General features: G+C 37.1%; 22 protein-coding genes. 15 read left to right on the plus strand and 7 right to left on the minus strand.

Annotated elements, in window-relative coordinates; translation table 11 throughout:
- Positions 1–167: 167 nt before the first annotated feature.
- A complete protein-coding gene (yidC, locus tag NST21_RS07400) occupies positions 168–953 on the minus strand; it encodes a membrane protein insertase YidC (RefSeq protein ID WP_056530728.1) in 786 nt (261 codons plus the stop codon).
- A gap of 28 nt (positions 954–981) precedes the next feature.
- On the minus strand, positions 982–1,269 hold the full coding sequence (locus tag NST21_RS07405; RefSeq protein WP_056530725.1) for a hypothetical protein: 288 nt from the start codon (positions 1,267–1,269) through the stop codon (positions 982–984).
- Positions 1,270–1,583: 314 nt separating this feature from the next.
- Between NST21_RS07405 and NST21_RS07410 the strand changes: the two genes are divergently transcribed.
- Positions 1,584–2,225, plus strand: a complete 642-nt coding sequence (locus NST21_RS07410) for a transporter (protein ID WP_340888529.1) — start codon at positions 1,584–1,586, stop codon at positions 2,223–2,225.
- A 55-nt stretch (positions 2,226–2,280) separates the two neighbouring features.
- Here the strand turns inward: NST21_RS07410 and NST21_RS07415 are convergent, their stop codons facing one another.
- Positions 2,281–3,099: a glycerophosphodiester phosphodiesterase gene (locus NST21_RS07415; RefSeq protein WP_053345093.1), complete on the minus strand. Its 819-nt coding sequence runs from the start codon at positions 3,097–3,099 to the stop codon at positions 2,281–2,283.
- Positions 3,100–3,342: 243 nt separating this feature from the next.
- Between NST21_RS07415 and NST21_RS07420 the strand changes: the two genes are divergently transcribed.
- Complete coding sequence (locus tag NST21_RS07420; RefSeq protein ID WP_340888530.1) at positions 3,343–4,659, plus strand: MFS transporter; 1,317 nt, start codon at positions 3,343–3,345, stop codon at positions 4,657–4,659.
- Positions 4,660–4,713: 54 nt separating this feature from the next.
- On the opposite strand, the gene NST21_RS07425 is transcribed toward NST21_RS07420, so the two are convergent.
- Positions 4,714–5,130 (minus strand): organic hydroperoxide resistance protein, encoded by a 417-nt coding sequence (locus NST21_RS07425; RefSeq protein WP_340888532.1) that lies wholly within the window; start codon positions 5,128–5,130, stop codon positions 4,714–4,716.
- A gap of 198 nt (positions 5,131–5,328) precedes the next feature.
- Here NST21_RS07425 and NST21_RS07430 point away from each other — a divergent pair, with 198 nt between their 5' ends.
- Genes NST21_RS07430 through NST21_RS07445 form a run of 4 tightly spaced genes read left to right on the plus strand, consistent with a single transcriptional unit; the run spans position 5,329 to position 9,103 of the window.
- Positions 5,329–5,712 carry a GntR family transcriptional regulator gene (locus tag NST21_RS07430; RefSeq protein WP_053345095.1) on the plus strand — a complete coding sequence of 128 codons (384 nt, stop codon included), beginning with the start codon at positions 5,329–5,331 and terminating at the stop codon, positions 5,710–5,712.
- Positions 5,709–6,608 carry an ABC transporter ATP-binding protein gene (locus NST21_RS07435; RefSeq protein ID WP_053345096.1) on the plus strand — a complete coding sequence of 300 codons (900 nt, stop codon included), beginning with the start codon at positions 5,709–5,711 and terminating at the stop codon, positions 6,606–6,608. Before NST21_RS07430 ends, NST21_RS07435 begins: the two co-directional genes overlap by 4 nt.
- Positions 6,583–8,547, plus strand: a complete 1,965-nt coding sequence (locus NST21_RS07440; RefSeq protein WP_340888533.1) for a DUF6449 domain-containing protein — start codon at positions 6,583–6,585, stop codon at positions 8,545–8,547. The genes NST21_RS07435 and NST21_RS07440 overlap by 26 nt, the downstream gene beginning before the upstream one ends.
- 19 nt (positions 8,548–8,566) lie before the next feature.
- Entirely contained in the window at positions 8,567–9,103 is a 537-nt protein-coding gene (locus NST21_RS07445; protein ID WP_340888534.1) for an RNA polymerase sigma factor, read from the plus strand.
- A 57-nt stretch (positions 9,104–9,160) separates the two neighbouring features.
- Here NST21_RS07445 and NST21_RS07450 read toward each other — a convergent pair whose 3' ends face one another.
- Complete coding sequence (locus NST21_RS07450; RefSeq protein ID WP_056530714.1) at positions 9,161–9,364, minus strand: cold-shock protein; 204 nt, start codon at positions 9,362–9,364, stop codon at positions 9,161–9,163.
- 968 nt (positions 9,365–10,332) lie between these two features.
- On the opposite strand from NST21_RS07450, the gene NST21_RS07455 reads away from it, so the two are divergent.
- Positions 10,333–11,907, plus strand: a complete 1,575-nt coding sequence (locus tag NST21_RS07455) for a peptide chain release factor 3 (protein ID WP_053345100.1) — start codon at positions 10,333–10,335, stop codon at positions 11,905–11,907.
- Between the two features lie 380 nt (positions 11,908–12,287).
- Positions 12,288–13,688 carry a Na+/H+ antiporter NhaC gene (gene nhaC, locus NST21_RS07460; protein WP_340888535.1) on the plus strand — a complete coding sequence of 467 codons (1,401 nt, stop codon included), beginning with the start codon at positions 12,288–12,290 and terminating at the stop codon, positions 13,686–13,688.
- Between the two features lie 164 nt (positions 13,689–13,852).
- Here nhaC and NST21_RS07465 read toward each other — a convergent pair whose 3' ends face one another.
- Entirely contained in the window at positions 13,853–15,046 is a 1,194-nt protein-coding gene (locus NST21_RS07465) for an FtsW/RodA/SpoVE family cell cycle protein (protein ID WP_340888538.1), read from the minus strand.
- A gap of 318 nt (positions 15,047–15,364) precedes the next feature.
- Here NST21_RS07465 and NST21_RS07470 point away from each other — a divergent pair, with 318 nt between their 5' ends.
- From NST21_RS07470 to NST21_RS07490, 5 genes are all read left to right on the plus strand, one after another.
- Complete coding sequence (locus NST21_RS07470) at positions 15,365–16,465, plus strand: SDR family oxidoreductase (protein WP_340888539.1); 1,101 nt, start codon at positions 15,365–15,367, stop codon at positions 16,463–16,465.
- Positions 16,466–16,481: 16 nt separating this feature from the next.
- The gene (locus tag NST21_RS07475) at positions 16,482–18,041 is read left to right on the plus strand and encodes an aldehyde dehydrogenase family protein (protein WP_340888541.1); all 1,560 of its coding nucleotides are present in this window, start codon (positions 16,482–16,484) and stop codon (positions 18,039–18,041) included.
- 275 nt (positions 18,042–18,316) lie between these two features.
- On the plus strand, positions 18,317–19,087 hold the full coding sequence (locus NST21_RS07480; protein ID WP_340888543.1) for a TerC family protein: 771 nt from the start codon (positions 18,317–18,319) through the stop codon (positions 19,085–19,087).
- Between the two features lie 362 nt (positions 19,088–19,449).
- On the plus strand, positions 19,450–20,193 hold the full coding sequence (gene sigI / locus NST21_RS07485) for an RNA polymerase sigma factor SigI (RefSeq protein WP_340888546.1): 744 nt from the start codon (positions 19,450–19,452) through the stop codon (positions 20,191–20,193).
- Positions 20,190–21,620, plus strand: a complete 1,431-nt coding sequence (locus tag NST21_RS07490) for an anti-sigma factor domain-containing protein (RefSeq protein WP_340888548.1) — start codon at positions 20,190–20,192, stop codon at positions 21,618–21,620. The genes sigI and NST21_RS07490 overlap by 4 nt, the downstream gene beginning before the upstream one ends.
- Positions 21,621–21,662: 42 nt before the next feature.
- Here NST21_RS07490 and NST21_RS07495 read toward each other — a convergent pair whose 3' ends face one another.
- Positions 21,663–21,854, minus strand: coding sequence for an alpha/beta-type small acid-soluble spore protein (locus NST21_RS07495; RefSeq protein ID WP_034314196.1), 192 nt, complete (start codon positions 21,852–21,854; stop codon positions 21,663–21,665).
- 233 nt (positions 21,855–22,087) lie between these two features.
- Between NST21_RS07495 and NST21_RS07500 the strand changes: the two genes are divergently transcribed.
- Positions 22,088–23,440, plus strand: a complete 1,353-nt coding sequence (locus tag NST21_RS07500; protein ID WP_340888549.1) for a TrkH family potassium uptake protein — start codon at positions 22,088–22,090, stop codon at positions 23,438–23,440.
- A gap of 271 nt (positions 23,441–23,711) precedes the next feature.
- Positions 23,712–24,965, plus strand: a complete 1,254-nt coding sequence (locus tag NST21_RS07505) for an ATP-binding protein (RefSeq protein ID WP_340888550.1) — start codon at positions 23,712–23,714, stop codon at positions 24,963–24,965.
- Positions 24,966–24,985 lie beyond the last annotated feature (20 nt).

Consider the following 24,985-nt stretch of genomic DNA (forward strand, 5'->3'; position numbering starts at 1 on the left):
TTTGAATTAGATTATTAAAAATGGTAATAAAGAATTAAAAATACATGCTGCAGAAATTTATTGACATGTTTATCATGTCTTATATTTTTTTTGCAAGAGAGAATGAACCTACAATTTTTGTATTTATTATGGTTAAATAAACGAAAAAAAAGCTAATCCAATTTGGATTAGCTTTTTTTCATAATCGTTTCTTTTACGACAGTGACAGCGGGTTGATCTTTCTTATATACACGCTGAAGTACAATAGACTGAACAATCATAAATAATCCACCTATTGACCAATAAAGAGGTAATGCAGCAGGCGCAGAGAAAGAAATGAATAAAATCATTGCTGGTGAGAGCAGGCTCATCATTTTCATTTGTTTCTGCTGTTCCTCTGGCATTTGTCTCATTGAAATGACCGATTGGAAATAATAGATGACGCCGGCGATGATTGCCATGGCGATATTCGGTTGGCCAAGGCTGAACCACAGGAAGCTATGTGTCGCAATTTCATGAGAACCTTGAATCGCATAATAAAAGCCCATTAAGATTGGCATTTGAATCAAAAGTGGAAGACAGCCCATATTTAAAGGATTGACACCATGTTTTTGATAAAGCTGCATCATTTCCTGCTGCAGAGCCTTTTGTTTTGCTGGATCCTTTGTTTCTTTAATTTTCTGTTGTATTGCTGTCATTTCTGGTTTTAGCCCATTCATTTTGGTTTTCATACTGAGCTGTGTTTTATATTGCTTGGCAGTCAATGGAAGCAAAACGAGACGTATGAAAAATGTCATCATAATGATGCTTAGACCATAGTTCCCGTTAAATAAATTAGCATTGAATTCAAGCATCTTTGTCATTGGGTTAACCAATGCAGTATGAAATGGGCCGCTTGTAGCTGCCGAACATCCTGTCAACAGGATGGTTGATAAAAATAGAGCTGAAATAAGTAAAATATTTTTCTTTTTCAAAATAATTTCCTCCTCGAATTGTTTTTAATTAAACAATGGAAAGGAGGCTTGGCTCATCTGAATCATCAGGCGAGTCCTTTTGACGAATATAAGTGAAAAAGCGCTGTGCTCCACGCCAGTCATAAATGCTACCTGTATAAACAGGGGATACACCATGACCTGAATGAACAGAAGCTTGATATTTATCGTTTAAGAGTGACTGCTTTTTATTTAAGAAGTAAAACGCTGCCAGTGGAAAGACAAAGGTAAACAAGTATCCTGCCCATACCGCATGGCGAACGGTTTGATAATCAAATTCTAACAATAATTCCCACATAGGAATCCCTCGTTTTTTCTAAGATAAAAAAATTGTAAGATTGGTTCTCGGCTAACAAGAGAAACGCTTTAGAGCCTAATAGTGACTATATAATTTTTCAAAATATAAATCACTAGTAACACTATAACAAATTCTAGGCCAATAAAGCTAAAAATATAGGGATTTTTTCAAAAAATAAACAGGTAATTTTTTCTGATATATAATTCTGGTCATTAATACATCATTAGAAAGCTGCATTAAGAGAGGTAAATAAAGCACACATGGTCATTCGTCTACATATGGATAAATGAAGTTCAAATATGAGGTGAAAAGGTATGAAATCATACGAACCATCTAATCAACAAAACGACTATAACGGTATTGAAAATAACCTTTATCCAAATGAATATACCCCATATATTGACAATGGTTTCTTGTCGGACCCATATCATTTGGGAAATCAGGTTTTAGGAGAAAGACAGCTGCCACCAGGACCACCGCAAGGAGGAGGTCAACCGCCGCCGCGGCCACCACAAGGGGGAGGAGGTCAACCGCCGCCGCGGCCACCACAAGGGGGAGGAGGTCAACCGCCGCCGCGGCCACCACAAGGGGGAGGAGGTCAACCGCCGCCGCGACCACCACAAGGGGGAGGAGGTCAACCGCCGCCGCGGCCACCACAAGGGGGAGGAGGTCAACCGCCGCGACCACCACAAGGAGGAGGACCTCCTCACAAAGCGCCGCCGCTATTTATTCCGCAGTTTCCTGGTGGAATGATTAAGGCCATTGACGCTGGTTCAATGAAAGGATGCTTATACCAAAATACGTATGTATGGTTAATAAATGGCCGCTCATTTTGGTTTTACCCTACCTATGTTGGCTATAATTCTGTGGCTGGATATCGATGGAGACCAAGTCAGCAACGTTGGGCCTATTATGGAACGGACGCGAGTGAAATACGCTCTTTTCAATGTTATTAAAAAAACCAATCCACAAAAGTGGATTGGTTTTTTTGTAAACTAATACCTATGAGGTTTAATCTATAAAATAATCTGGGAAATCGGATATGATTCCATCCAATTTCATCTTCTTTAACATATGAATTTGTTTTTTATTGTTGACGGTCCATGTAAATACTTTCATCCCTTGCTCTTGGATTCGCATTTGCAGCTTGGTACTCAAAATGGTTTGTTTTGGATTTAAAAACGAAGCAAACTCTGCTATCTCTTTCAATTTTTGATCAGAAATACGCCGCTTTATCAATACCCCGACTGGAATGTCTGGCATTAATTGATGAAACCTTTTCATGGATTCCATATCAAACGAATGAACCAGAATTCTTTTTTTATCTGATGTATAATCCTCTCTTTTGCTTAATTCTTCTGCAAGTTTCTTTTCAATTCCAGGGTAAAGAGATGGATGCTTTATTTCTATTAATATTCCAACCTCAGACCGGAAATTTTCAAATATCTCGCTAAGTAAAGGAACTCTTTCGTCCTTAAAACGAGCATGAAACCAGCTTCCAGCATCCAATTCCTTTAATTCAGCTACTGTGTAATCTCGAAGGTTTCCTTTTCCGTTTGTCGTTCGATCGAGTGTAGAATCATGATGAACCACTAGGATACCATCTTTACTAAGATGAATATCGACTTCTAGGAAATCAGCGCCCAATTCAATCGCTTTATAATAGGATGCCATCGTATTCTCAGGGCAATATCCAGATGCCCCGCGATGTCCAATCTTGAGGGGGGAATGCTGCATAGTGAAGTTGTCTGGGAAGTTACTTTTCGTTTTTTTAAAGTAGAGCACCAACAGGACCAGTATAGTTACCAAGATAAGAAAAAATGCTATCACCTTGCACACTCCCTTTGCCAACAGTAATCAAAACTTTTTGCAATCCTTTACCCCTATGATAAATAAAATAAAAGACCTCTGTATACTGATAACCTCTTTTAATCATGTATTTTAAGTGGTAAGAAATCATGAATTGGATTTAGCTTTCATTATGCAGCTAATTATTGTTTTTTTATCTTAAAAGGATTTTATAGGTATGTATGGAATACTTATAAATTAAGTCTATGATAAGGGGGAAGGCAGATGCAACTGCAATTGAAACCGAATTCTAAAAAATGGAAGGGGAATCTAAGTTTATTTTTTTCTCTTCCAATTCTCTCTTGGGCCTTTTACGATTTTGCCAACACGATTTTTTCTTCTAATATTAATACAATTTTCTTTCCCTTCTTTCTTCAGGAACAAATCGGAGAAAATGCTGTTCTTGATCAGATTGCTAGTACCTTCATTTCCTATGCGAATGCGATTGCCAGTTTATTTCTTGTTCTGTTTTCTCCACTATTTGGTGTAATGATTGACCGAACAGGAAAGATGAAGAAATATATCATAATTTTCACATTGGTTTCAGTTGCAGCGACTTTTTTAATGGGGATTTTTGGTGGTCTATCGTTGAAAGGAAATCTTCTTGGTATCCCAATTTCCTTAGTGATTGTCATTATTTTATTTGTGGTAGCAAAGTTTTTCTATCATTCAAGTCTTGTTTTCTATGATACGATGATGAGCGATCTAGGCACTAAGCAGCAATTGCCGCTAATATCAGGGTTTGGTGTCGCTGTAGGCTACATTGGAACGCTTGTCGGTCTGTCCATCTATCCATTTATTAGTAAAGGGAGTTCACATGAAGCCTTTATCCCCACCTCTATCTTATTTCTGATTTTTTCCCTTCCATTATTCTTTTTTCTAAAAGAAACGCCAAAACAGCAAAAGGTAAAACAACCTTTTTTTTCAGGTTATAAGGAAATTATAGCAACATTTAAAGAGATGAGATCTTATCAATTAGTATTTACATTTATGATTGCGTATTTTTTCTTAAATGATGCAATTGCGACAACAATTGGCATGATGGCCGTTTACGCGAAGACCGTTGTTGGATTTTCTTCAGGTGGATTCATTTTACTTTATCTGGTCTCAACGGTATCCAGTATTATTGGTTCGTTTCTATTTGGGTATATAACTCAGGCAAAGGGCCCACGGCTTGCAGTTACATATGTGGGTATTCTGCTCCTAGTCGCCTTATTTGTGGCGGTCTTTGCCCAAACTCCTCTTTGGTTCTGGATTGCCGGGAGCATGTTTGGCATTGCACTCGGGTCGATGTGGGTAACATCCCGGACATTCATTATTGAATTGACACCAGTGGAGAAAAGGGGGCAGTTTTTTGGACTCTTTGCATTCTCAGGAAAAGTTTCTTCAATAATAGGTCCCCTTATGTATGGAACAATTACGTTAATTTTCCATGACCTCGGCACATTGGCTAGCCGGATGGCATTAGGCTCACTGATTATCATGACAGTAATCGGGCTATGCTTCCTATTGAAAATGAAGAATTTAGAAGGAGTTAAATAAAAAAGAATGAGCTCAGCAAAGGCTGGGCCCATTCTTTTTAAAAAAAATGAATTTTTATACCAAATTCAATGTCACGTCGAGATTCCCACGAATTGATTTTGAATAGGGACAGGTCATGTGAGCTTTTTTTGCAAAGTCTTCTGCTTCTTCCCGACTAAGATCAGGGATGGAGATATCCAGCCTTACAGCCAATTTGAAACCACCGTCTTCTTCATCTTTCCCAATTGTGACATTTGCGGTCACAGAAGTATCAACTTTCTTTTTTGCTTTCTGCAGGACAAGATTCAATGCACTGTCAAAACAGGCAGCATATCCGGCGGCGAATAACTGTTCCGGGTTGGTTGCTTTCTCACCGGATCCACCTAATTCCTTCGGTGATCTTACATCAAAATCAAGAATACCATCCTCTGATTTCACATGTCCTTCACGACCACCGTGTACAGTAACGACTGCTGAATATAATGGTTTCAATGAAAACAACTCCTTTTTTATATTCTTAAATTCTTTAGTTCCCTAATACAAGGCTTATTAAACAAAAGAATGAGAGGTAGGATAAGAATATGAACTATGTAATACTTCAAAAAAATGGTTTTAAATTGGAAGAAAATGTTTTATAATGAACTGTATTAGGAAGAGTAATACACTAAGTGCAGAGAGGGGGGGTTGATGATGTTCGAGTTGGATGTGCAAAGTAGAAAACCTATTTATGAGCAATTGATGGATAAGATAAAGGAACTTATGATTAATGAAGTTTTGCAGGAACATAATCAACTTCCTTCTGTTAGAATATTGGCACAGAAATTGACCATCAATCCTAATACGATTCAAAAAGCTTACAAACAGCTTGAATTGGACGGATATATTTATACATTGCCGGGTAAAGGAAACTTTGTGGCACCTCCTAAAACTTTGAAGAATTCCTTAAAAGAAGAGAAGATAAAATCCGAACTTACAAAGGTTCTTGCTGAAGCACTGTATATTGGAATTGATAAAAATGAAATCTACAAGTTAGTTAAAGAAATTAGTGCTTTAGCCAAGGGGGGAGAGTCATGATTGAAATAAAACAGGTGAGTAAATTATATGAAGGCAAAGAAGCAATCAAGGATGTAACCTTGGTTATTCATGAAGGCTCAATTTTTGGGTTGTTAGGATCTAATGGTGCCGGAAAAACGACCCTTTTAAAAATGCTTTCGGGCAATTTAATTCAGGATTGCGGCGAGGTACTTATTGATCAATCCCATGTCTTTGAAAACCGAGAAGTGAAAAATCGTTGTTTCTTCCTTCCTGACACACCTTATTTCTTGGCTAACTATACTATTATGCAAATGGCAGGCTTTTATAGTCATATTTATAGTGACTGGAATCAAGAACGTTTCTATCAATTACAGGAAGTGTTTCCCATTCCCTTTCAAAATAAAATACATAAATTGTCAAAGGGGATGCAGAGACAGGTTGCTTTTTGGTTGGCTCTCTCAACCATGCCGGAAGTTCTCATTCTTGATGAACCCTTTGATGGGCTGGATCCGGTTATGCGCAAAAACGTGAAACAGTTGTTGATTCAGGATGTATCTGAACGGAAAATGACAATTTTGATTTCGTCCCACAACCTCCGGGAAATTGAAGATTTAGCCGATCATGTGGGAATATTACACAAAGGGGAACTTATTATCCAAAAAGATTTGGACGATTTAAAAGCGGATGTACATAAAGTACAGATTGCCTTCAAAAATAAGATTCCTTACGGGATTTATCGCGGAGTTCAAGTTCTTAATAAGGAGAGGCGAGGCAGCGTGATTGTTTGCATTGTTAAGGGTAAGAAATCCGAGATTGAATCCCACTTTAATCAGTTTCAACCAGAAATATTCGATATGCTACCCCTTACTTTAGAGGAAATATTCATTTATGAAATGGGGGATATAGGTTATGTCATCCAGAATAACCTTGTTTAATAGAGAACTGATTATCTATATTTTCAGATGTTCCGGCTGGATAGGTTTCCTTTATTTTATCGGCCTCATCTTTGCGTTGCCTTTGGAAATTTTGACGATTGTTTTAAATGAAAATAGTGAATTTGTAAAATTCGAAAATCTTTTTTCCAGTCAGCAGATGATACAATTCGTCTTAGTCATAGTTATCCCAGTGTTGCTTGCCATCTTCCTATTTCGGTTTTTGCAGATAAAACAAGCTTCGGACTTTATACATAGTTTACCGATTACTAGACGCAGCATTTATTTTCATATGATTGGAACGGGAATTGGCTTTATTATACTGCCTATTTTACTTACAGGCTTAATATTGATATTGTTCCACTCGGCAATAGATGTAGAGAGGCTGTATACCCTTGCAGATATTTGGTCCTGGATGGGAATTACATTTTTCATGGAAGCAATGATCTTTTCTGTGGCTGTTTTAGTAGGAATGGTTACGGGATTATCTGCCTTGCAAGGCCTACTAACTTATATCTTGCTTGCTTTGCCGGTTGGCTTATTTGTTTTGTTTGTTGCTAATGTGAAGTTTTTGCTAGCGGGATTTTCTGCAGATTATTATTTAAGTGCCAATATCAATAGCATTTCTCCATTATTAGCTGCAACCGAGATGGAAAAAATGGAATTTTTCTCGGTTAATATATTAATCTATGGACTATTAATCTTGCTTTTTCTACTGATTTCGCTGTTTCTCTATGAGCGGAGAAAGTTGGAGCATGTCTCACAGGCATTTGTTTTTCCTATGATAAAACCGCTATTTAAGTTCGGATTGACGATAAGCATAATGTTGTTTACAGGATTTTATTTTAGCGAAACTACAGGGAAACTAGGATGGATATTTTTCGGCTATATTGTCGGATCATTGATTGGATATTATCTAGGTGAAATCGTCCTGCAAAAGACATGGCGAATCCGTGTCAATTTGAAAGGATTTGTATCATTTGCGGTGGTTATTATTTTGCTTGCTGTCATCCTAAAATTAGATCCTGTTCATTATGAGTCAAAGGTTCCTGATATAAAGATGATTAACCAAATTTATATTGGAAACAATCCCCTACTCTATTATGAAGATGACTCTTCAAATGGTAAGTTCACTTATTTGAAAGAAAAAGAAAATATAGAAGCGCTGAGGTTATTGCATCAGCAAATTATCGAAAAAGGTAAAAAGGCTTCCATTGGTGATTTAAATATAAATCACTCTGTATTTCTTATGTATGAACTTAAGAATGGAAAACGAATAGCAAGAGAGTATCATTTGCAAAACTACGATTCATACCTGCCACTACTGGCGAAAATTTATGAGTCTAGTGAATATAAAAAAACCGTTAATGAGTTATTAAATGTGTCAACTGAGGATGTTTCTAAAATCAATATAACTGCGAGCGGAGAATTGGACAAATCTGTAAACATTACGGACAGTCAGGAGCTTAAAGAAGCGGTACAGGCATTATCGGAAGACCTGAAAAATCAGTCGCTGGCTCAAATGACAAATTCTATTGGAGATTATGCGTCGATTGACATTCTTTTGAAGAATAACAATATTATTTATTTGAATTGGGATTCTTCTTATACTCAGTTTTCGAATTGGATGGAACAAACTGGGCAAGCAAAAGAGGCCAGGTTAACGGCTGATGAAATCTCTTATATTCTTGTAGCAAAGACTGATCCACAAATTTTTAATTCGATTTCTGAAAGTGAACTTGTACAGCGAATTGAAAAGCAGTCAAATCGCTTAAAGTTTGATCAGACCTCGGAAATCGAGTCGGCAATTGATAACGCTCAAATCGATTGGGGGGGAGATTATTTAGCTGCCTTTTATTATAAAGATAGCAGAAATATTGATATCAAGAGCTTTTCTGGTGATCATGTTCCCGGCTTTATTTTGGAGCACTTTAACGAATGAGAGGCGAGGAGGAACGAGTGTGAAAGAAAAGCGTTATTGCCAAACGGAAGATTTCACTTTTGTTTATCAATCCTTTTATAAGCGGATTTATTATATAGCCTTAGCGATTATTAAATGTCCTTTTCTGGCAGAGGATATTACCCAAGAAACCTATATAAAAGCCTATAATAAACTTCATACGATCAACAATAGGGAGAAGATAGGAGCATGGCTAGCATGCATCGCTACGAGAACAGCAATTGATTTTTCCCGTAAGCAAAAAAGGGGATGCCAATTAATTCAGCAGGAGATGGTGGATTGGGTAGAGAGCCAGGCATGCAGACAAGTGGTAGAGGAGAACGGTATTGATATTTGGACATTAAAAGAAGATGTCTCCAATCTCTTATGTAAATTGACTCAAAAACAAAGGGAGATATTGCTGTTGAAGGTAAATGAAGGATTAAAAGAACGTGAAATTGCCGCTATACTTGAGATAAATCAAGCAACTGTCAAAGTTAATCTATTTCGGGCTAGAAAACAGTTGAAGTACGCATTACAAATGCAGGCAGTTGCTTAAAAAGGAAAGGATGCCGTCCAGGTTGGGCGGCATCCTTTTGCATATGGTTTCTATTCTTTATAGTTTAATGACGTTCTTAGCTTGAGGTCCGCGATTTCCTTCTTCAATTTCAAATTGTACTTCTTGACCTTCATCAAGAGTCTTGAAACCATCGCCCTGAATAGCGGAAAAATGTACGAATACATCATCTTCGTTTGGTACTTCGATAAATCCAAACCCTTTGTCACTGTTAAACCATTTTACTTTACCTGTTACTGTCATTCGATGAATCCTCCTAATAATTTTAAAAATATTAATGGTGACTGTTTTTCCTTACAGGAAAAAATCAATTTCACACATTATCAAATACCCTCATTTAAGTTGAAATATCATACGAAGATGCTTGATAATATGTGAATCTTTACCGGAAGTATTTGGCTGAGGTGTTCTATATCGGAACCTTCTGGAACAATTTCCAGTTTTTTAGTATATACCCACCTTTATAAAGGATAAAACAAGAGGATGTAATTTATACATATTCATTTGGGGAAATTAATATTATGGTTGTTTTATGAGGGAGAGGTCCAATCCTAATGATGAGGAGGATTATATTGAACTATGGGGTGCTTGAAAATGATATGAATCTAAGCTTTCCTTAGTCCTGGCGTGAAAAAATTCACGTCAAAATGGTGTAAGCAAAAGCTAGTATTGATTTACTTAAGCTGAAAATAGAAAAATAACTCTTGGAATCAAAGTTTTTTATAAAGATATTCGGGTATAGGATAAGAAAGAAAGGAATGATCAATAATGAAGAAATTACTAAAAAGAGCTGTCGTTTTTGCTGCTCCTATAGTATTCAGACAAGTAAAGAAACGTTGGAAAAACAAACGTAATCAAAAAGCAATGAAGACAGTAAGATAAGTTGGTTAAACTATGAGTAAATGAACGATAACCATATGAACTTGGATAAGAGGCGCTGATATAGCGTCTTTTGTTTTGCTATAACATCAAATCCGCTTAAGGTGATTCATTCACCTCTACATCTTTCCTTCATATCGTGTTAAAATAGTAAGGTTGATTGAAATGAATGCTGAGTAGCCAAGGCTTAAGCCTTATGATATATTTTTTCATACATATATTGTGTATGTTGGTTTACATACAAAGAAAGGTTGACATTCCAATGTGAAAAATCTAATTAGCCTTCCTATAAATATATTTAGTGATGACTCCAATAATGAAAGGAACATTTTATGACTACATTAAAAGACGAGGTTCAATCCCGACGGACCTTCGCAATTATCTCCCACCCGGATGCCGGGAAAACAACTTTGACAGAAAAATTATTGCTGTTTGGTGGCGCCATTCGTGATGCCGGGACAGTTAAAGCTAGAAAAACAGGGAAATATGCAACGAGTGATTGGATGGAGATTGAAAAGCAACGGGGAATTTCCGTTACATCTTCAGTCATGCAGTTTGATTATGATGATTTCCGTGTGAATATCCTCGATACACCAGGTCACCAAGATTTCAGTGAAGACACATATCGTACATTGATGGCTGTTGACAGCGCCGTGATGATTATCGATTCGGCAAAAGGGATCGAGGATCAGACGGTTAAATTATTCAAAGTGTGCCGGATGAGAGGAATTCCGATTTTCACATTTATCAACAAAATGGACCGCCAAGGGAAAATGCCGCTCGAATTGCTTGCTGAACTTGAAGAAGTACTGGGCATTGAAACATACCCAATGAACTGGCCAATTGGGATGGGAAAAGATTTTGTCGGCATTTACGACAGGTTTAATAATCGGATCGAACAGTTCAAAACAGAAGGCGATGAGCGCTTCCTTCCATTGAATGACGAGGGTGAACTCGAGGTGGATCATGAACTTAAAGATTCACAGTTGTATGAGCAAACTTTAGAAGAAATTATGCTGTTGACGGAAGCGGGGAACCAATTCTCTGAAGAAAACATTGCGAATGGTAAACTTAGCCCTGTATTTTTCGGAAGTGCTTTAACAACATTTGGGGTTCAGACGTTTTTGGATGCTTATCTGCAGTTTGCACCTGCTCCTCAAGCCCGTATGACAACTTCAGGTGAAATGAGTCCTGTCAGCAATGATTTTTCTGGTTTCATTTTCAAGATTCAAGCGAATATGAACCCAAAACACCGTGATCGGATTGCTTTTCTTCGTATCTGTTCTGGTAAATTTGAGCGTGGAATGAGTGTAAACTTGAGCAGAACAGGTAAACCAATTAATCTTTCTTCTTCAACTCAATTCATGGCTGATGATCGGAACACGGTAAATGAAGCAGTAAGCGGAGATATTATTGGTTTGTATGATACTGGGAACTACCAAATTGGTGATACTATAACGACAAGTAAAGATATGTTTCAGTTTGAACGGTTACCTCAGTTTACCCCAGAACTATTCATGCGGGTAACAGCTAAAAACGTTATGAAACAGAAGCATTTCCATAAAGGAATTAACCAACTAGTACAAGAAGGGGCCATTCAGCTCTTCAAAACAGTTCGGATGGAAGAATATCTGCTTGGTGCGGTTGGTCAGCTTCAATTTGAAGTATTTGAGCATCGGATGAGAAATGAGTACAATGTTGAGGTCATGATGGAGCGTATGGGTAGTAAAATCACTCGCTGGGCCGAAGACGAAAAGCTTGATGAAAACCTTCACAGCTCAAGAAGCATACTTGTTAAAGACCGTTTTGAAAAATACGCATTCCTGTTTGAAAATGAGTTTGCACTTCGTTGGTTCCAGGATAAAAATCCTGACGTGGAATTATATAATCCAATGGATTTGAAATAATGGAGAAGCCCGTGTTTATACGCGGGCTTTTTTTATTATCTGGAGCATTTTTAACACATCTAAATGAATGGAAATGGTTGATGGAGGTGAACTTGGAAGCTGATTCTGTCAGTCGTTGTAATCATTCGTTGGGAATGTGGGGTAATTTCCCTTGTTATCTTAGGACATTTATGAACCTGTACTAATCGAAGTATGGGTTTCGTTTTGTGGAAAAAGGAAATGTCGAATTTATTAAGAATCAAAATCTACTAAAAAAGATTATTATTCCTTTGACAATCTTAAGAAACTCATTTATATTTATCTAGTGCTTTAGTACTTAAAAGCGTTTCAGCAATTGTGAGGAATTAAAAGGTCCATCCTTACCTCAGAGAATATACAACATGAAAGCGGGGAAATACATCATGCGTCTTGAAGATGCAAAGCTAAAACTCTCCTTACCTGAAGCAATTGGGGTTTTGGCAATTCTTTTCTTAATCATTGCAACTGGTATCATACATTATGGACTTGCCCCCCATATTCCAATAATAGCTGCTATCCTATTTCTATTTGTTTATGGAAAGATCAAGAAGTTGCCATTTTCGATTATGGAGGCGGCTATCGTCAAAGGTGCAGTTTCTGGTATGGGAGCTATCTATATATTCTTTTTCATTGGAATGCTAATTTCGATCTGGATGGCAAGCGGGACGATCCCTACCATCATGTACTATGGGTTTGACTGGATTTCTGGTGAATATTTCTATGCGGTCACATTTCTGGTGTGTTCGCTAATTGGGCTCTGTATCGGGAGTTCACTTACAACATCAGCCACAATCGGCGTTGCTTTCATCGGTATGGCGGCTGCGATGGATTTATCGTTGGCGATTACAGCCGGTGCAATCATTTCCGGTGCATTTCTTGGGGATAAAATGTCTCCATTATCCGACTCTACCAACCTTGCTTCGGGAACGGTTGGAGTACCATTATTTGAACATATTAATAATATGCTTTGGACAACGATTCCAGGTTTTTTAATATCACTTATTATCTTTTATTTCCTTTCACCGAATGTCAAACTGGCTCGTGTTGAGGAGATTGAAGCAATGACCAAAGCCTTGGAAATGGAAACGAACATTAGCATATGGAGTTTGATGCCGTTTGTCATCGTTCTAGTCATGGCTTTGAAAAAGGTGTCGGCGATTCCGACATTGTCAGCAGGAATTATTTCGGCGGCTGTCATAGCATTCTTACAAACGCCAAATTTGACGGTTGCGAAACTAGCAGATATTTTATACGGCGGCTTTGTACTTAAGAGTGGAATGGATCAACTTGACTCAATCCTATCGCGGGGCGGCATTGAAAGTATGATGTTCTCCGTTTCGATGGTGTTGTTGGCATTAGCGATGGGCGGACTATTGTTTGAATTAGGAGTCATCCCTTCTATTTTAAATGCGGTCCAGGATTCATTGACGAGTGTAGCGAAAGTGATTTCAGCTACCGTATTTGCAGGAATCAGTGTGAATTTCCTAGTGGGGGAACAATATTTGTCAGTTATACTGCCTGGGAAAGCCTTTCAGCAGAAATATGAAGATTTAGGCTTGCATCCAAAAACGCTTGGGAGGGTACTTGAAGATGCGGGAACAGTTGTGAATCCTCTGGTTCCTTGGGGTGTCTGCGGTGTATTCTTGACACAGGTATTGGGTGTTTCAACCTTGGATTATGCTCCATTTGCATTCTTCTGTCTGCTTTGTCCTTTACTTAGTTTAATTGCTGGCTTTACGAAAATCGGGATACACTATAAGTAAAAGAACAGGCGGTCGATTTCGACCGCCTGTTTTTTTAGTTGAATTTGATTCCAGGTTATATTAATCACAGACATAGCAGTATTCTATATTTACTTAAATTGCTGTAAATTAAAAACCCCCAACATACTGATAAACAGAATGCCAGGGGATAAAAAACTAGAGTTTTATTTTGAAGAGGCTATCTCTTCTTTTGGGATGGTAGTAATCTTTTCTTTCTGTTCAAGTATATTCATTCGCATTACGACATTTTGGAAGATTCCCATTGAAATCATAAGCAGTAGTAAGGAAGAACCTCCATAGCTGATAAATGGAAGGGTAATCCCGGTAATTGGAATGAGCCCAGTCACTCCGCCAACGTTGATGCCTACTTGAATGCCAATCATGGATGATATGCCGATTAATAGCAGGCTTCCGAATGGATCTTTGCATTTGGCAGAGAGCACAAAACCTCTCAAGACGATAAAACCGAGTGTCAAAAGAACGAAAGCTACTCCGAATATTCCGAGCTCTTCCGCAATTATGGCCATGATAAAATCTGTATGTGATTCAGGCAGGTACCCGTATTTTTGTACACTGTCCCCGAGTCCGACACCTGTAACGCCGCCTGAACCTATTGCAAACAATGAATTCACGAGCTGATATCCGTCTCCTCCTGCTGTACCAAAAGGGTCTGCAAAGCCGGTAAAACGAGACACTTTATTTTCAGATAAAACGGATGAGAAATTACCTGTCACAAGAACTCCTAAAGCAAAAATAGCTACGAACACTAGTGTTATTAAAGAGAGTTTGAAGATACTTTTAAAAGACATGCCAGAGGAAATGATCATGGTACTTGAAATTAGGAAAATGACGGCTGCCGTTCCATAGTCCGGTTGTATCCCGATTAAAAAACAAATAAATACGAGAAAGAAAATCGGAGGAATAACAGCTTTATCAATACTATTGATTCGATCCTGTCTTTTTCCGTAAATGGCTGCCAGGTAAATAATCATGACTAGCTTTGAAAATTCTGCGGGCTGAATAGATTTTGAACCCAATTTAAACCAGCTTGTGGCATTTCCTGCAGTATGACCGAAGATGAAGAGCAGCGAAAGGATACCGGCCATTCCAAACATCATTAACATTAAAAAGTTTTTGTTTTTGTACATCTTATAAGGAAGAATCATCGTCACAATCATTGCTAAGAATGAGATGATAAAGGCCATTTTTTGTTTCTCAAAGAAGAAATCCATGGACTGGTGGTATCGAGCAACTGCAGTAATCATGCTCGCACTATAAATCATGACTAAACCAAATAGACAGAGTAATACGACAGCGATAAAAATAGGGAAGTCGTATGCTTTAATTATTCTTTTCACTTGTGCGCTCACCTCAAATATGTATGCGCGAAAAAATCGCCTTCTTATATAGTAACGGAAAATCGACTAGATAGATAATAATTTTTATTCAATATATGAATTTACCCTCTAAATCTTATTATTAAACCCCTAATCTGATAAATTTATAGACAATCTACTAGATTACTCTTTAAAGAAGAATCCTACTAGGTACCTTCGATAGAAAATGCAAATACTCCTTCAAAATGGAAGTAATTTTTTCTATTATATTCCATTTGAATAGTAATAATATGTAAAGTAACTTACAATCAAGGTAGGTAAACTGAGGGGGAATAATCTATGGAGCATGTTTATTTATTCACAGGATTTCCGGGTTTCATCAGTAATCAGCTGATCATGGAGCTATTAAGGCGTGATGAAGCTTTAAATAAAATCTACCTGCTTGTTTTGCCTGAACAAAAGGTAAAAGCAGAAGCAGAAATCAAATCTATAGAAAATGAACTAGATGGAGCAAAAGTAGTATTTGAAATGGTGATAGGCGATATAACGAAAAAAAATCTAGATATTCCATTTGATTTAATTCATAATCTTCAACAAGAAATTACCCATGTTTTTCATCTTGCAGCGATATACGATTTAGCCGTCCCTGAAAAAATTGCTCAGCTAGTTAATGTCGTGGGTACGAAACATGTAAATGAATGGGTTAAAGGGTTAACTAAACTTAAGCGATATACCTATTTTAGCACCGCTTATGTTGCGGGTAACCGGGAAGGAAATCTGTACGAGCATGAATTGGTCTTTCCAAAAAGCTTTAAGAACCATTATGAACGGACTAAATTTGACGCCGAATTACTGGTCGAGGAGCTTAAAAAAGAGGTTCCTATTACAATCATTCGACCTGGTATCGTAAAGGGGCATTCTCAAACAGGGCAAACTATTAAATTTGATGGACCCTATTTTATCCTTAATTTCCTTGATAGGTTAAGCTTTCTCCCTTTGTTTCCATATATATCTTCAGAGAAGGAAACAGTCGTGAACCTGGTTCCAATTGATTATATTATACAGGCAACTGCATATCTGGCATTATATAAAGAAAGTGCTGGAAAAACGTATCATTTAACCGATCCTAATCCATGTACGGTTACTGAAGTTTATGAACTATTTGTTAGAGAATTATATAAGAAAAAACCAAAAGGTTATGTACCAATGGTATTGAGTCAGGCGTTTTTATCAATTCGTCAGGTACGGGCGTATTTAGGAGTTGAAAAAGAAGCCTTGGATTATTTTACTTGGAAGGGGCGGTTTGATAGCACGGAAGCCCAAAAAGACTTAGCTGGTTCTGGAATCGATTGCCCTAATTTTAGGAAAGGTGTTCCGGCTATGGTTGATTTTTATTTAAGGAATAAAAATGATAAAGAGTATCAGATTAAAATAAGGTAAAACAAGGGGAGAAGTTATGGAAGAATTACATACCAAGTGGGAAGTGTTCTCTCCGGCAACAGGTGAGAAGATTGCCGAACTTGATGAAACGCCACTGGAGTCTATACCTCATTTATATATGAAATCAAGACAAGCGTTTCAGACCTGGTCAAAACTTCCTATCAAAGAGCGTCTGCAATATTTAAAATGCCTTCGTTTACTGATGGTTAAAAAAATGGATGAAATAGCTGAGGTTATTTCAAAGGATACAGGCAAAGTTAAAATTGAAGCGCTTGTCGCGGATATCATGCCAACTATTGATGCAATTAAGCATATTGAAAAACATGCAGTGAAAGCTCTTTCTAGACAGAAGGTTTCCACACCATTAATGCTAATTGGGAAAAAATCTTATATTGATTATATGCCCCGTGGAACTGTTCTTGTCATTTCACCTTGGAATTATCCTCTTCAACTAGCAATGGTACCGATCCTGAATGCTCTTGCCGGTGGGAATACCGTTATTGCCAAACCTTCAGAGGTGACACCTTTAGTGGGAATGTGCATAGATAATCTATTTCATGAAGCAGGTTTTCCAGAGGGGACCGTTCAGTTTGCTCATGGAGGGAAAGAATTAGGTGCGTCTTTAACTGAGCAGAAACCGGATTATATTTTTTTCACTGGATCTGTCAGGACAGGAAAAATGATCGGTGAAGTTGCAGCAAAACAGCTGATTCCTAGTACTTTGGAGCTTGGTGGAAAGGATCCGATGATTGTACTACGTGATGCGAACTTGGAACGGGCTGTTAATGGAGCGCTTTGGGGGGCTTTTACAAATAGCGGGCAGGTGTGTATGAGTGTTGAACGAATATATGTGGAACGTCCCGTTTATAAGGAATTTCTGTCTTTGCTTAAAGAAAAGGCGAATTCTTTAAAACAGGGGACACGATTAACGGATGATATCGGTTCAATGACCTTCCCGGCTCAGATTGATATTGTTGCTGGACACCTAGAGGATGCGCTTAATAAGGGTGCCATACTTGAATCTGGAACCTCACCGAATGATTGGAAAACGGGTCAGACCTATTTTATTCCGCCGACGATTTTGTCCAATGTCAATCATTCAATGAAAATTATGAAAGAAGAAACGTTCGGTCCAGTTCTGCCAGTTGTACCATTCGATACGGAGGAAGAAGTGGTCCGGCTTGCAAATGATACTGAGTACGGACTTAATTCGAGCGTTTGGACGATGGATACGGTAAAAGCAAATCGGATAGCATCCCAGTTAGTGACAGGAGCTGTAACGATCAATGATGTGCTGATTACTGTTGCTAATCATCACTTACCCTTTGGTGGTACAAAGCAAAGTGGTATTGGCCGATATCATGGCGAACAAGGAATGCGGATTTTCTGTCATGAAAAAGCTATCATGATCGATAATGGAAAAAAGAATTCGGAAATACAATGGTATCCATATGAAAGGAAGTATACGAAGTTTTTATCACTGTTCCAACACTACTTTTCTGAAAAAACCAACTGGATTAAATTTGGCAAAGAATATTTACAATTAATTAAGATATCAAAGGAAAAACGAAAATAGAAACTCTAGAATTATTATGTTAAAGAAAAAAAGATTGTAATTTTCACCATTAGCACGTATACTATTAATATACTTAATAACTGATTTTCCTTTTACAAAGGGGAGTAGCGTTAGGGTTCGCCCTAAAACAAAGTCGTCATTACGTGAGTGGAGACATTCATCGGCTTTGTTGACATGATTTCATGTTCAGCAAGACCTTTGCCTATACGGCAGAGGTCTTTTTATTTTGCCAATGCCGATAGCGAGGGAAATACAAACTATTGGAGGTTGAATGCATGGAAGCATCAATATTATTGGAATATGGCTGGGTCCTTCTTATCTTGGTTGGATTAGAAGGAATACTCGCTGCAGATAATGCAGTCGTTATGGCTGTCATGGTTAAACATTTACCAAAAGAACAACAACGAAAAGCCTTGTTTTACGGTCTGATGGGAGCTTTTGTTTTCCGCTTTGCAAGTTTATTCCTTATTTCCTTTCTTGTCGACGTGTGGCAAGTTCAAGCAATCGGTGCCATTTACTTACTTTTCATTGCTTTTCAGCATATTTACAAAAAATACGCTAGGAAAGGTGAGAAGGAAGTCACTAAACCTAAGAAACAATCTGGCTTCTGGATGACAGTGGTAAAGGTAGAGGCTGCTGATATTGCTTTTGCGATTGATTCCATGTTGGCTGCTGTTGCACTGGCCGTTACACTTCCTGCAACAGGTTGGATGAAAGTTGGCGGAATTGACGGGGGGCAATTCGCTGTTATGTTCCTAGGTGGAATGATCGGGTTGATTATTATGCGATTTGCAGCTAATGGATTTGTGAAATTGCTTCATCAGCGTCCTTCACTTGAAACTGGAGCATTTTTAATTGTAGGTTGGGTTGGGGTAAAGTTAGCCGTATACACACTTGCACACCCTTCGTTAGCTGTCATCGATCACCATTTCCCGGAATCAACCCTTTGGAAATCGATTTTCTGGGTTGTATTAATCGGTATTGTCATAAGTGCATGGATCATTTCAAGCAAAAAAGAAAAAGAAAAACAAATACAAGAAGCATAAAAAAAATCAGGCGTGCAAGTCGCGCCTGGTTTTTTTATTTTTAAATCCATTATATGGTTTTTGGGAGTGACCCACAAAAATTCAGACGCTTTTACGAACGATATGTTAAAAGAAGTGAATATTAAATTTGGGTAAAAAAAATGACAATTGCCCCATTGATTTGTGAGATAATCAGAAAAAAGTTATTTTTCTGTAATTACACTGTAATAAACGATAAAAAACTAAGTATTTTTTCATGTGGATATATTTTGTGATTTCGATATCATTGAAAAATAGTTCTTTTGGTACTGTCTTTTAGACTCCCTCCGCTTAAGATAAATATGTTGATCGTTTTTACCGTTCAACAGGAGCGAGGTGAGCAAATGCTTGGTTTGTTGTTTACAGCAATCAAAAAAAAGCGTTCTTTAGAAGAAACCGTTTTGAAAATTCAACAAGGTGATATAAACCTTCGTAACGATATTATAGAATCATTCAAGCCTTTTATAGCTAAAGCCGTCTCGTCAGTATGCAGACGCTACATATACGAATCAGATGATGAATTCAGTATTGGATTGATTGCTTTTAATGAGGCGATAGATAAATATTCCCCGGAAAAAGGCCGTTCTTTGTTGGCATTTGCCGAAACCCTTGTTAAGCGAAGGGTTATTGATTACTTAAGAAGCCAGTCAAGAAGCAAAGAAATTATTCTGGATTTTTCTCAAAACGATGAAAATGATCAAAGCCAAATATATCTGGATAATGAAAATTCCATACAGGAATACGAAAAACAAAAGGAATCAGAAAAAAGAAAAGAAGAAATTCAACTTTATATAAGCCATCTACAGGATTTTGGTCTGTCGTTTGATGATCTCGTTGAAAACTCTCCAAAACATGAAGATGCAAGGAAGGGAGCGGTAATGATTGCTAAATTGTTAATGGACGATGACGACTTGAAAGAAATCCTGTTTACAAAAAAGCGGCTGCCAGTAAAACAGCTTGAGGGAAAGGTAGATGTAAGCAGAAAAACAATCGAACGGAATCGAAAGTATATCATTGCTGTTGCAATAATAATAAACGGGGATTTTTTGTATTTGAATGATTATATAAAAGGGGTTATTAATGGATGAAAAAAGGAGTTATTCTTTCAATAAATAAGCGTTTTGTAACCCTATTAACCCCCGAAGGCGAGTTTCTAAAAACCAAAAGGCAGGAAAGAACGTATGAAGTGGGCGAAGAAATCACTTTTTCACCTGTTAAATCAAAAGTAACTTTATCTTTTTCTAGCTTTCATTTATCTTTCAAAAAAAAGGCGGTGCTTAGTATAGCATCTGCCCTTCTGATTCTCTTTGCTATTCTGCCATCTTATTCTTCTGAGCATGTCTCTGCATATATGACAATTGATGTGAATCCCAGCATTGAACTTGAGCTGAATGATCATTTAGAAGTTCTCAAACTTACCGGCTTAAACGAAGATGGTAAGCTTGTTATTGATCAGCTGAAGAACTGGAAAGGTAAAGAAATTAAGACGGTCACAAACCGAATTGTTGAAACAACAAAGCAACTCGGTTATTTGAAAGGAAATAAACAAATAGTTGTTTCTACAACGTTATTGGATAAAGATAAAAAACTGGATAAGAATTTAAAAGAAGAGATTAAAAAAATTTCAGAGGAAAATGTTTCACAAACAAAGATGAAAGTTATTAAAGCAACGAAAACTGATCGGAAGCAGGCTAGGAAACAAGGCATATCTACCGGAAAATATATTGAAAAGAAATTGAATGAGGATAAAGAGAAAGTTAAAGTGAACACAAGGGAACCCGCAACGGATAAAAATGTCGAGGGTAATACTGAAACCTTGGAAGAGAAGAGAGAATCGCAGAGCAATAAAAACAAATCGAATCAAGAAAATGAAAAAGTGAACAACCCAAATGAGAAAAAGGAAAAAGTGAACATTCCAAATGAGAAAAAGGAAAAAGCAAACAATCCAAGTAAGAAAAAGGAAAAAACAGTAATCAAAGACGAACTAACCGAAAAAAGGGAAATGCAAAAACAATATAAGCAAAAGAAGGAAACATCAGATAAAAAAGAAAAAAATGGACAATATAGACCATATAACGGAAAAAACAAAGAGAAAAATACCTACCAAGAAAAAAACAAAGAGAAAAATACCTTTCAAGAAAAAAACAAAGAGAAAAATACCTTTCAAGAAAAAAACAAAGAGAAAAATACCTTTCAAGAAAAAAACAAAGAGAAAAATACCTTTCAAGAAAAAAACAAAAAACCGAACGAAAAATCAAATAGAGACCATAGCAACCATTCAAAAGACAAGCAATCGAAAGAGAGGAAGTGGGTGAAATCAAATGAAAAGACTGAAAAGAGAATTGATAAGCGAAGACACCCATCAGTCAAAGAAAAGGCAAAAGAAAGTGAAAAAAGTAAAGACCATCGTATAAAGCAAGAAACTAAAAAGGGAAATAAGACAGAACGGAATAAGAGGGAAATGAATAATAAAGAAAACGGTAATGAACGGAATATTAAAAAGAGTCCAGCTTAAAAAGCTGGACTCTTAGCCATTGATATTCAATTGTAATAGGATTTATTGACCTTTAAGTTGAGATTGAGCTTGCTGAACAAGACGTTTTGTAATTTCTCCACCAACTGAACCATTGGCACGTGCGGATGTATCGGAACCTAATTGTACACCAAATTCTGATGCTATTTCATATTTAATTTGTTCAAGTGCTTGTTCGATTCCAGGAACAAGAAGGTTGTTACTGCTGTTAGCCATTTGAATCTCCCCTTTACGTTTTCAACGGCTTTTGCCGCTGTAATAATAGTATAAGTAGAAAAAGGAGTTTTACTTATGTAAGCAGCATCAAACTTATTGGTAAACCTGCCTTATTGTTGCAAGTAAGACAGTTTCAAAAGGTAATGGAAAAAAGAATGAAAAAAGGGTACACTAGATTTTTAATGGTTATGTGATTCACATAATTATAAAGGAGTAAGAAAGGAAAACTCTGTATGTTTGCTATCAAAAAACTATTAGCAAAGTTAACACCAGCACAGCTTATCGTCGGTTATTACTTTTTAGCTGTCAGTATCTCTACCGTACTGTTGAGTCTGCCCATTGCTATAAGGCCAGGTGTAGAATGGGGTTTCATGGATGCTTTATTCACAGCCGTAAGTGCAGTTAGTGTGACAGGCCTAACAGTTGTTAGTCTGCCCGAGGTGTTTAATGAGGTAGGCTATTTCATTCTAATGTTTGTTCTCCAATTTGGCGGTATTGGCATAATGACACTTGGAACCTTTTTCTGGTTGATTTTGGGTAAGAAAATCGGCTTGAAGGAAAGACAATTGATCATGACCGATCAAAACCAATCGAATCTTTCGGGGCTTGTTAAATTATTGATTCAAATCATTCAGATATTTGTCGTAATTGAAATGATTGGAGCTCTTGTTTTAGGCATTTATTTTCTGAATTATTATCCAAACTGGAAAGAAGCCTTTTTAAATGGCTTATTTTTAGCCGTAAGTGCCACCACGAATGCTGGTTTTGATATTACCGGTACTTCAATGATTCCATTTAAAGGCGATTATTTTGTACAGTTTATCACGATTATCCTTCTTACCCTTGGAGCTATTGGATTTCCGGTTTTAATTGAGTTGAAAGAATTTTTATCCAATAGTGCACGAACTTATAAGTTTCATTTTTCTTTGTTTACAAAACTGACATCAGTCACTTTCTTGTACCTTATAATTGGGGGAACTATCCTTATCTTCCTGCTGGAGATGAACGGTTTTTTTAAAGATAAGAGCTGGCATGAATCATTTTTCTACTCTCTATTTATGTCATCGAATACGAGAAGCGGTGGCCTAACAACGATGAATGTGAGCGATTTCTCGGAACCCACCCTTTTATTGATGAGCATCTTGATGTTTATTGGGGCATCTCCTAGTTCAGTGGGAGGAGGTATCCGGACAACCACCCTGGCTATAATGATTCTCTTTTTATGGAATTTTATGAGGGGAAGGCGATCTATTAAAGTATTCAAACGCGAGATTCATCCTGATGATATTCGTAAGGCGACAGCAGTTATGATCATGGGGTCCCTATTATGCATTATGGCAGTATTCATTTTAGCAATCACTGAGAATTTTACTTTGATGCAAATCATTTTTGAAGTATGTTCGGCTTTCGGTTCTGTGGGTCTTTCAATGGGTATCACTCCCGAACTCAGTAATATCGGTAAAATTGTAATTATGATTATCATGTTTATTGGCCGGGTCGGAATTACGTCCCTTCTCTATATCATTGGTCATAAAGAAGTTACGGAGAATTACCATTATCCAAAAGAACGCGTCATTATTGGATAATGTTTTAGCTATATCAGAGACCTTTCCATTGTGGAAAGGTTTTTTGAGTTGTTTGCAGGAATCGAAGTAATTATGTTGAAATGTACCTATAAGATAATTAATTACCATTTTAATGTAAGGTGTATGCTAAATTCAAATCCTAACTTGCTGGAATTTAATCGAATATTTTTTTTATTATTTTGGTAAGGAGGTGGAGGAAATAAAGAAATACGTTGGAAGGATTTTTGTTCCTGTACTATTTTTTATATTAATATTGCCATTTATAGGATGGATGTATATTGAAGTACATAAAGTTTCCACCTTTGCAGGAATATATATAGTCGCAATTGTATCTATAGCTTGGTTATTAGGCGCTACCTATGATAAAAACCGAAAAATGATTGAGTTATTGAAGGATAGTGAAGGGCGTTATCGAATTTTCTCTAAGTACTCGAAAGAATTGGTCAATAGCTTCAATGAAGTTATATTCCAAACAGATGAGAAAGGAAAATGGCTATATTTAAATCCTGCCTGGAAATTGATGAGTGGTGCTACTGTTAACGAAACTCTCGGGCTTCACTTTTCTAAAAGTATGGATAATACTTCGTATCAAGAAGTATTGAAAACGTTTGCAGAATCCTTTCATCAAGGAAAAAAATATTTTCGTGTGGATATTAAATTGAATAATTCGAAAAAGGAGACGACCTGGGTCGAAGCATTTGTCAAATTAATTCATGACGAGGCAGGGAAATTCATCGGAACGGCAGGAATATTATCAGAAATTAATGAACGGAAGCATGCAGAGGAAAAGCTTGTAAGTCTGAATGAAAATTTAGCGATTACTTCCAGTAAATTATCTACGGCTGCCCAACTTGCTGCAGGGATTGCTCATGAAGTTAGAAATCCCATGACAGCGATTTTAGGTTTTGTAAAACTGATCAGAGACGGGGGTGCCGATAAACAGGAATACTATGACATTATTTTTTCGGAAATTAATCGAATCGAGCAAGTCCTAAATGAACTATTGCTGCTTTCAAAGCCAAGTGAAGAGGAGTTTCTTAAGAAAGATTTAAAAAAAACCTGCAATCATGTGATTACTTTGTTGGAAACCAATGCCGTACTTAATAATATTCAAATTCATAAAAATTATCATGAACAGTCGATTTATATTTATTGTGATGAAAATCAAATCAAACAAGTACTTATAAACCTTATAAAAAACTCCATTGAATCGATGACAGATGGCGGAAATATTTTTGTGAATATATATGAAAAAGACAATGAAGTTTATATAAGCATTTTGGATGAGGGGGAGGGGATTCCAGAAAACTCTCTTCAAAAAGTTGGTGAACCCTTCTTCACTACGAAATCAACGGGAACAGGATTAGGACTTTCAGTATGTTTTAAAATCATTGAGAAACATGGTGGTAAAGTATTCATTACTAGCGAACTAAAAAAAGGTACGAAAATCGTTTGTGTCTTCCCGATGGTTGAACCAAGAGATATGGATGTTCTGAAGCAAGGAAGTGGATTAGCAGGAAATTAATTTATTTAATTATTGAAAAA

The organism is Peribacillus sp. FSL K6-1552 (assembly GCF_038005205.1).
GTDB classification, from domain to species: domain Bacteria; phylum Bacillota; class Bacilli; order Bacillales; family DSM-1321; genus Peribacillus; species Peribacillus butanolivorans.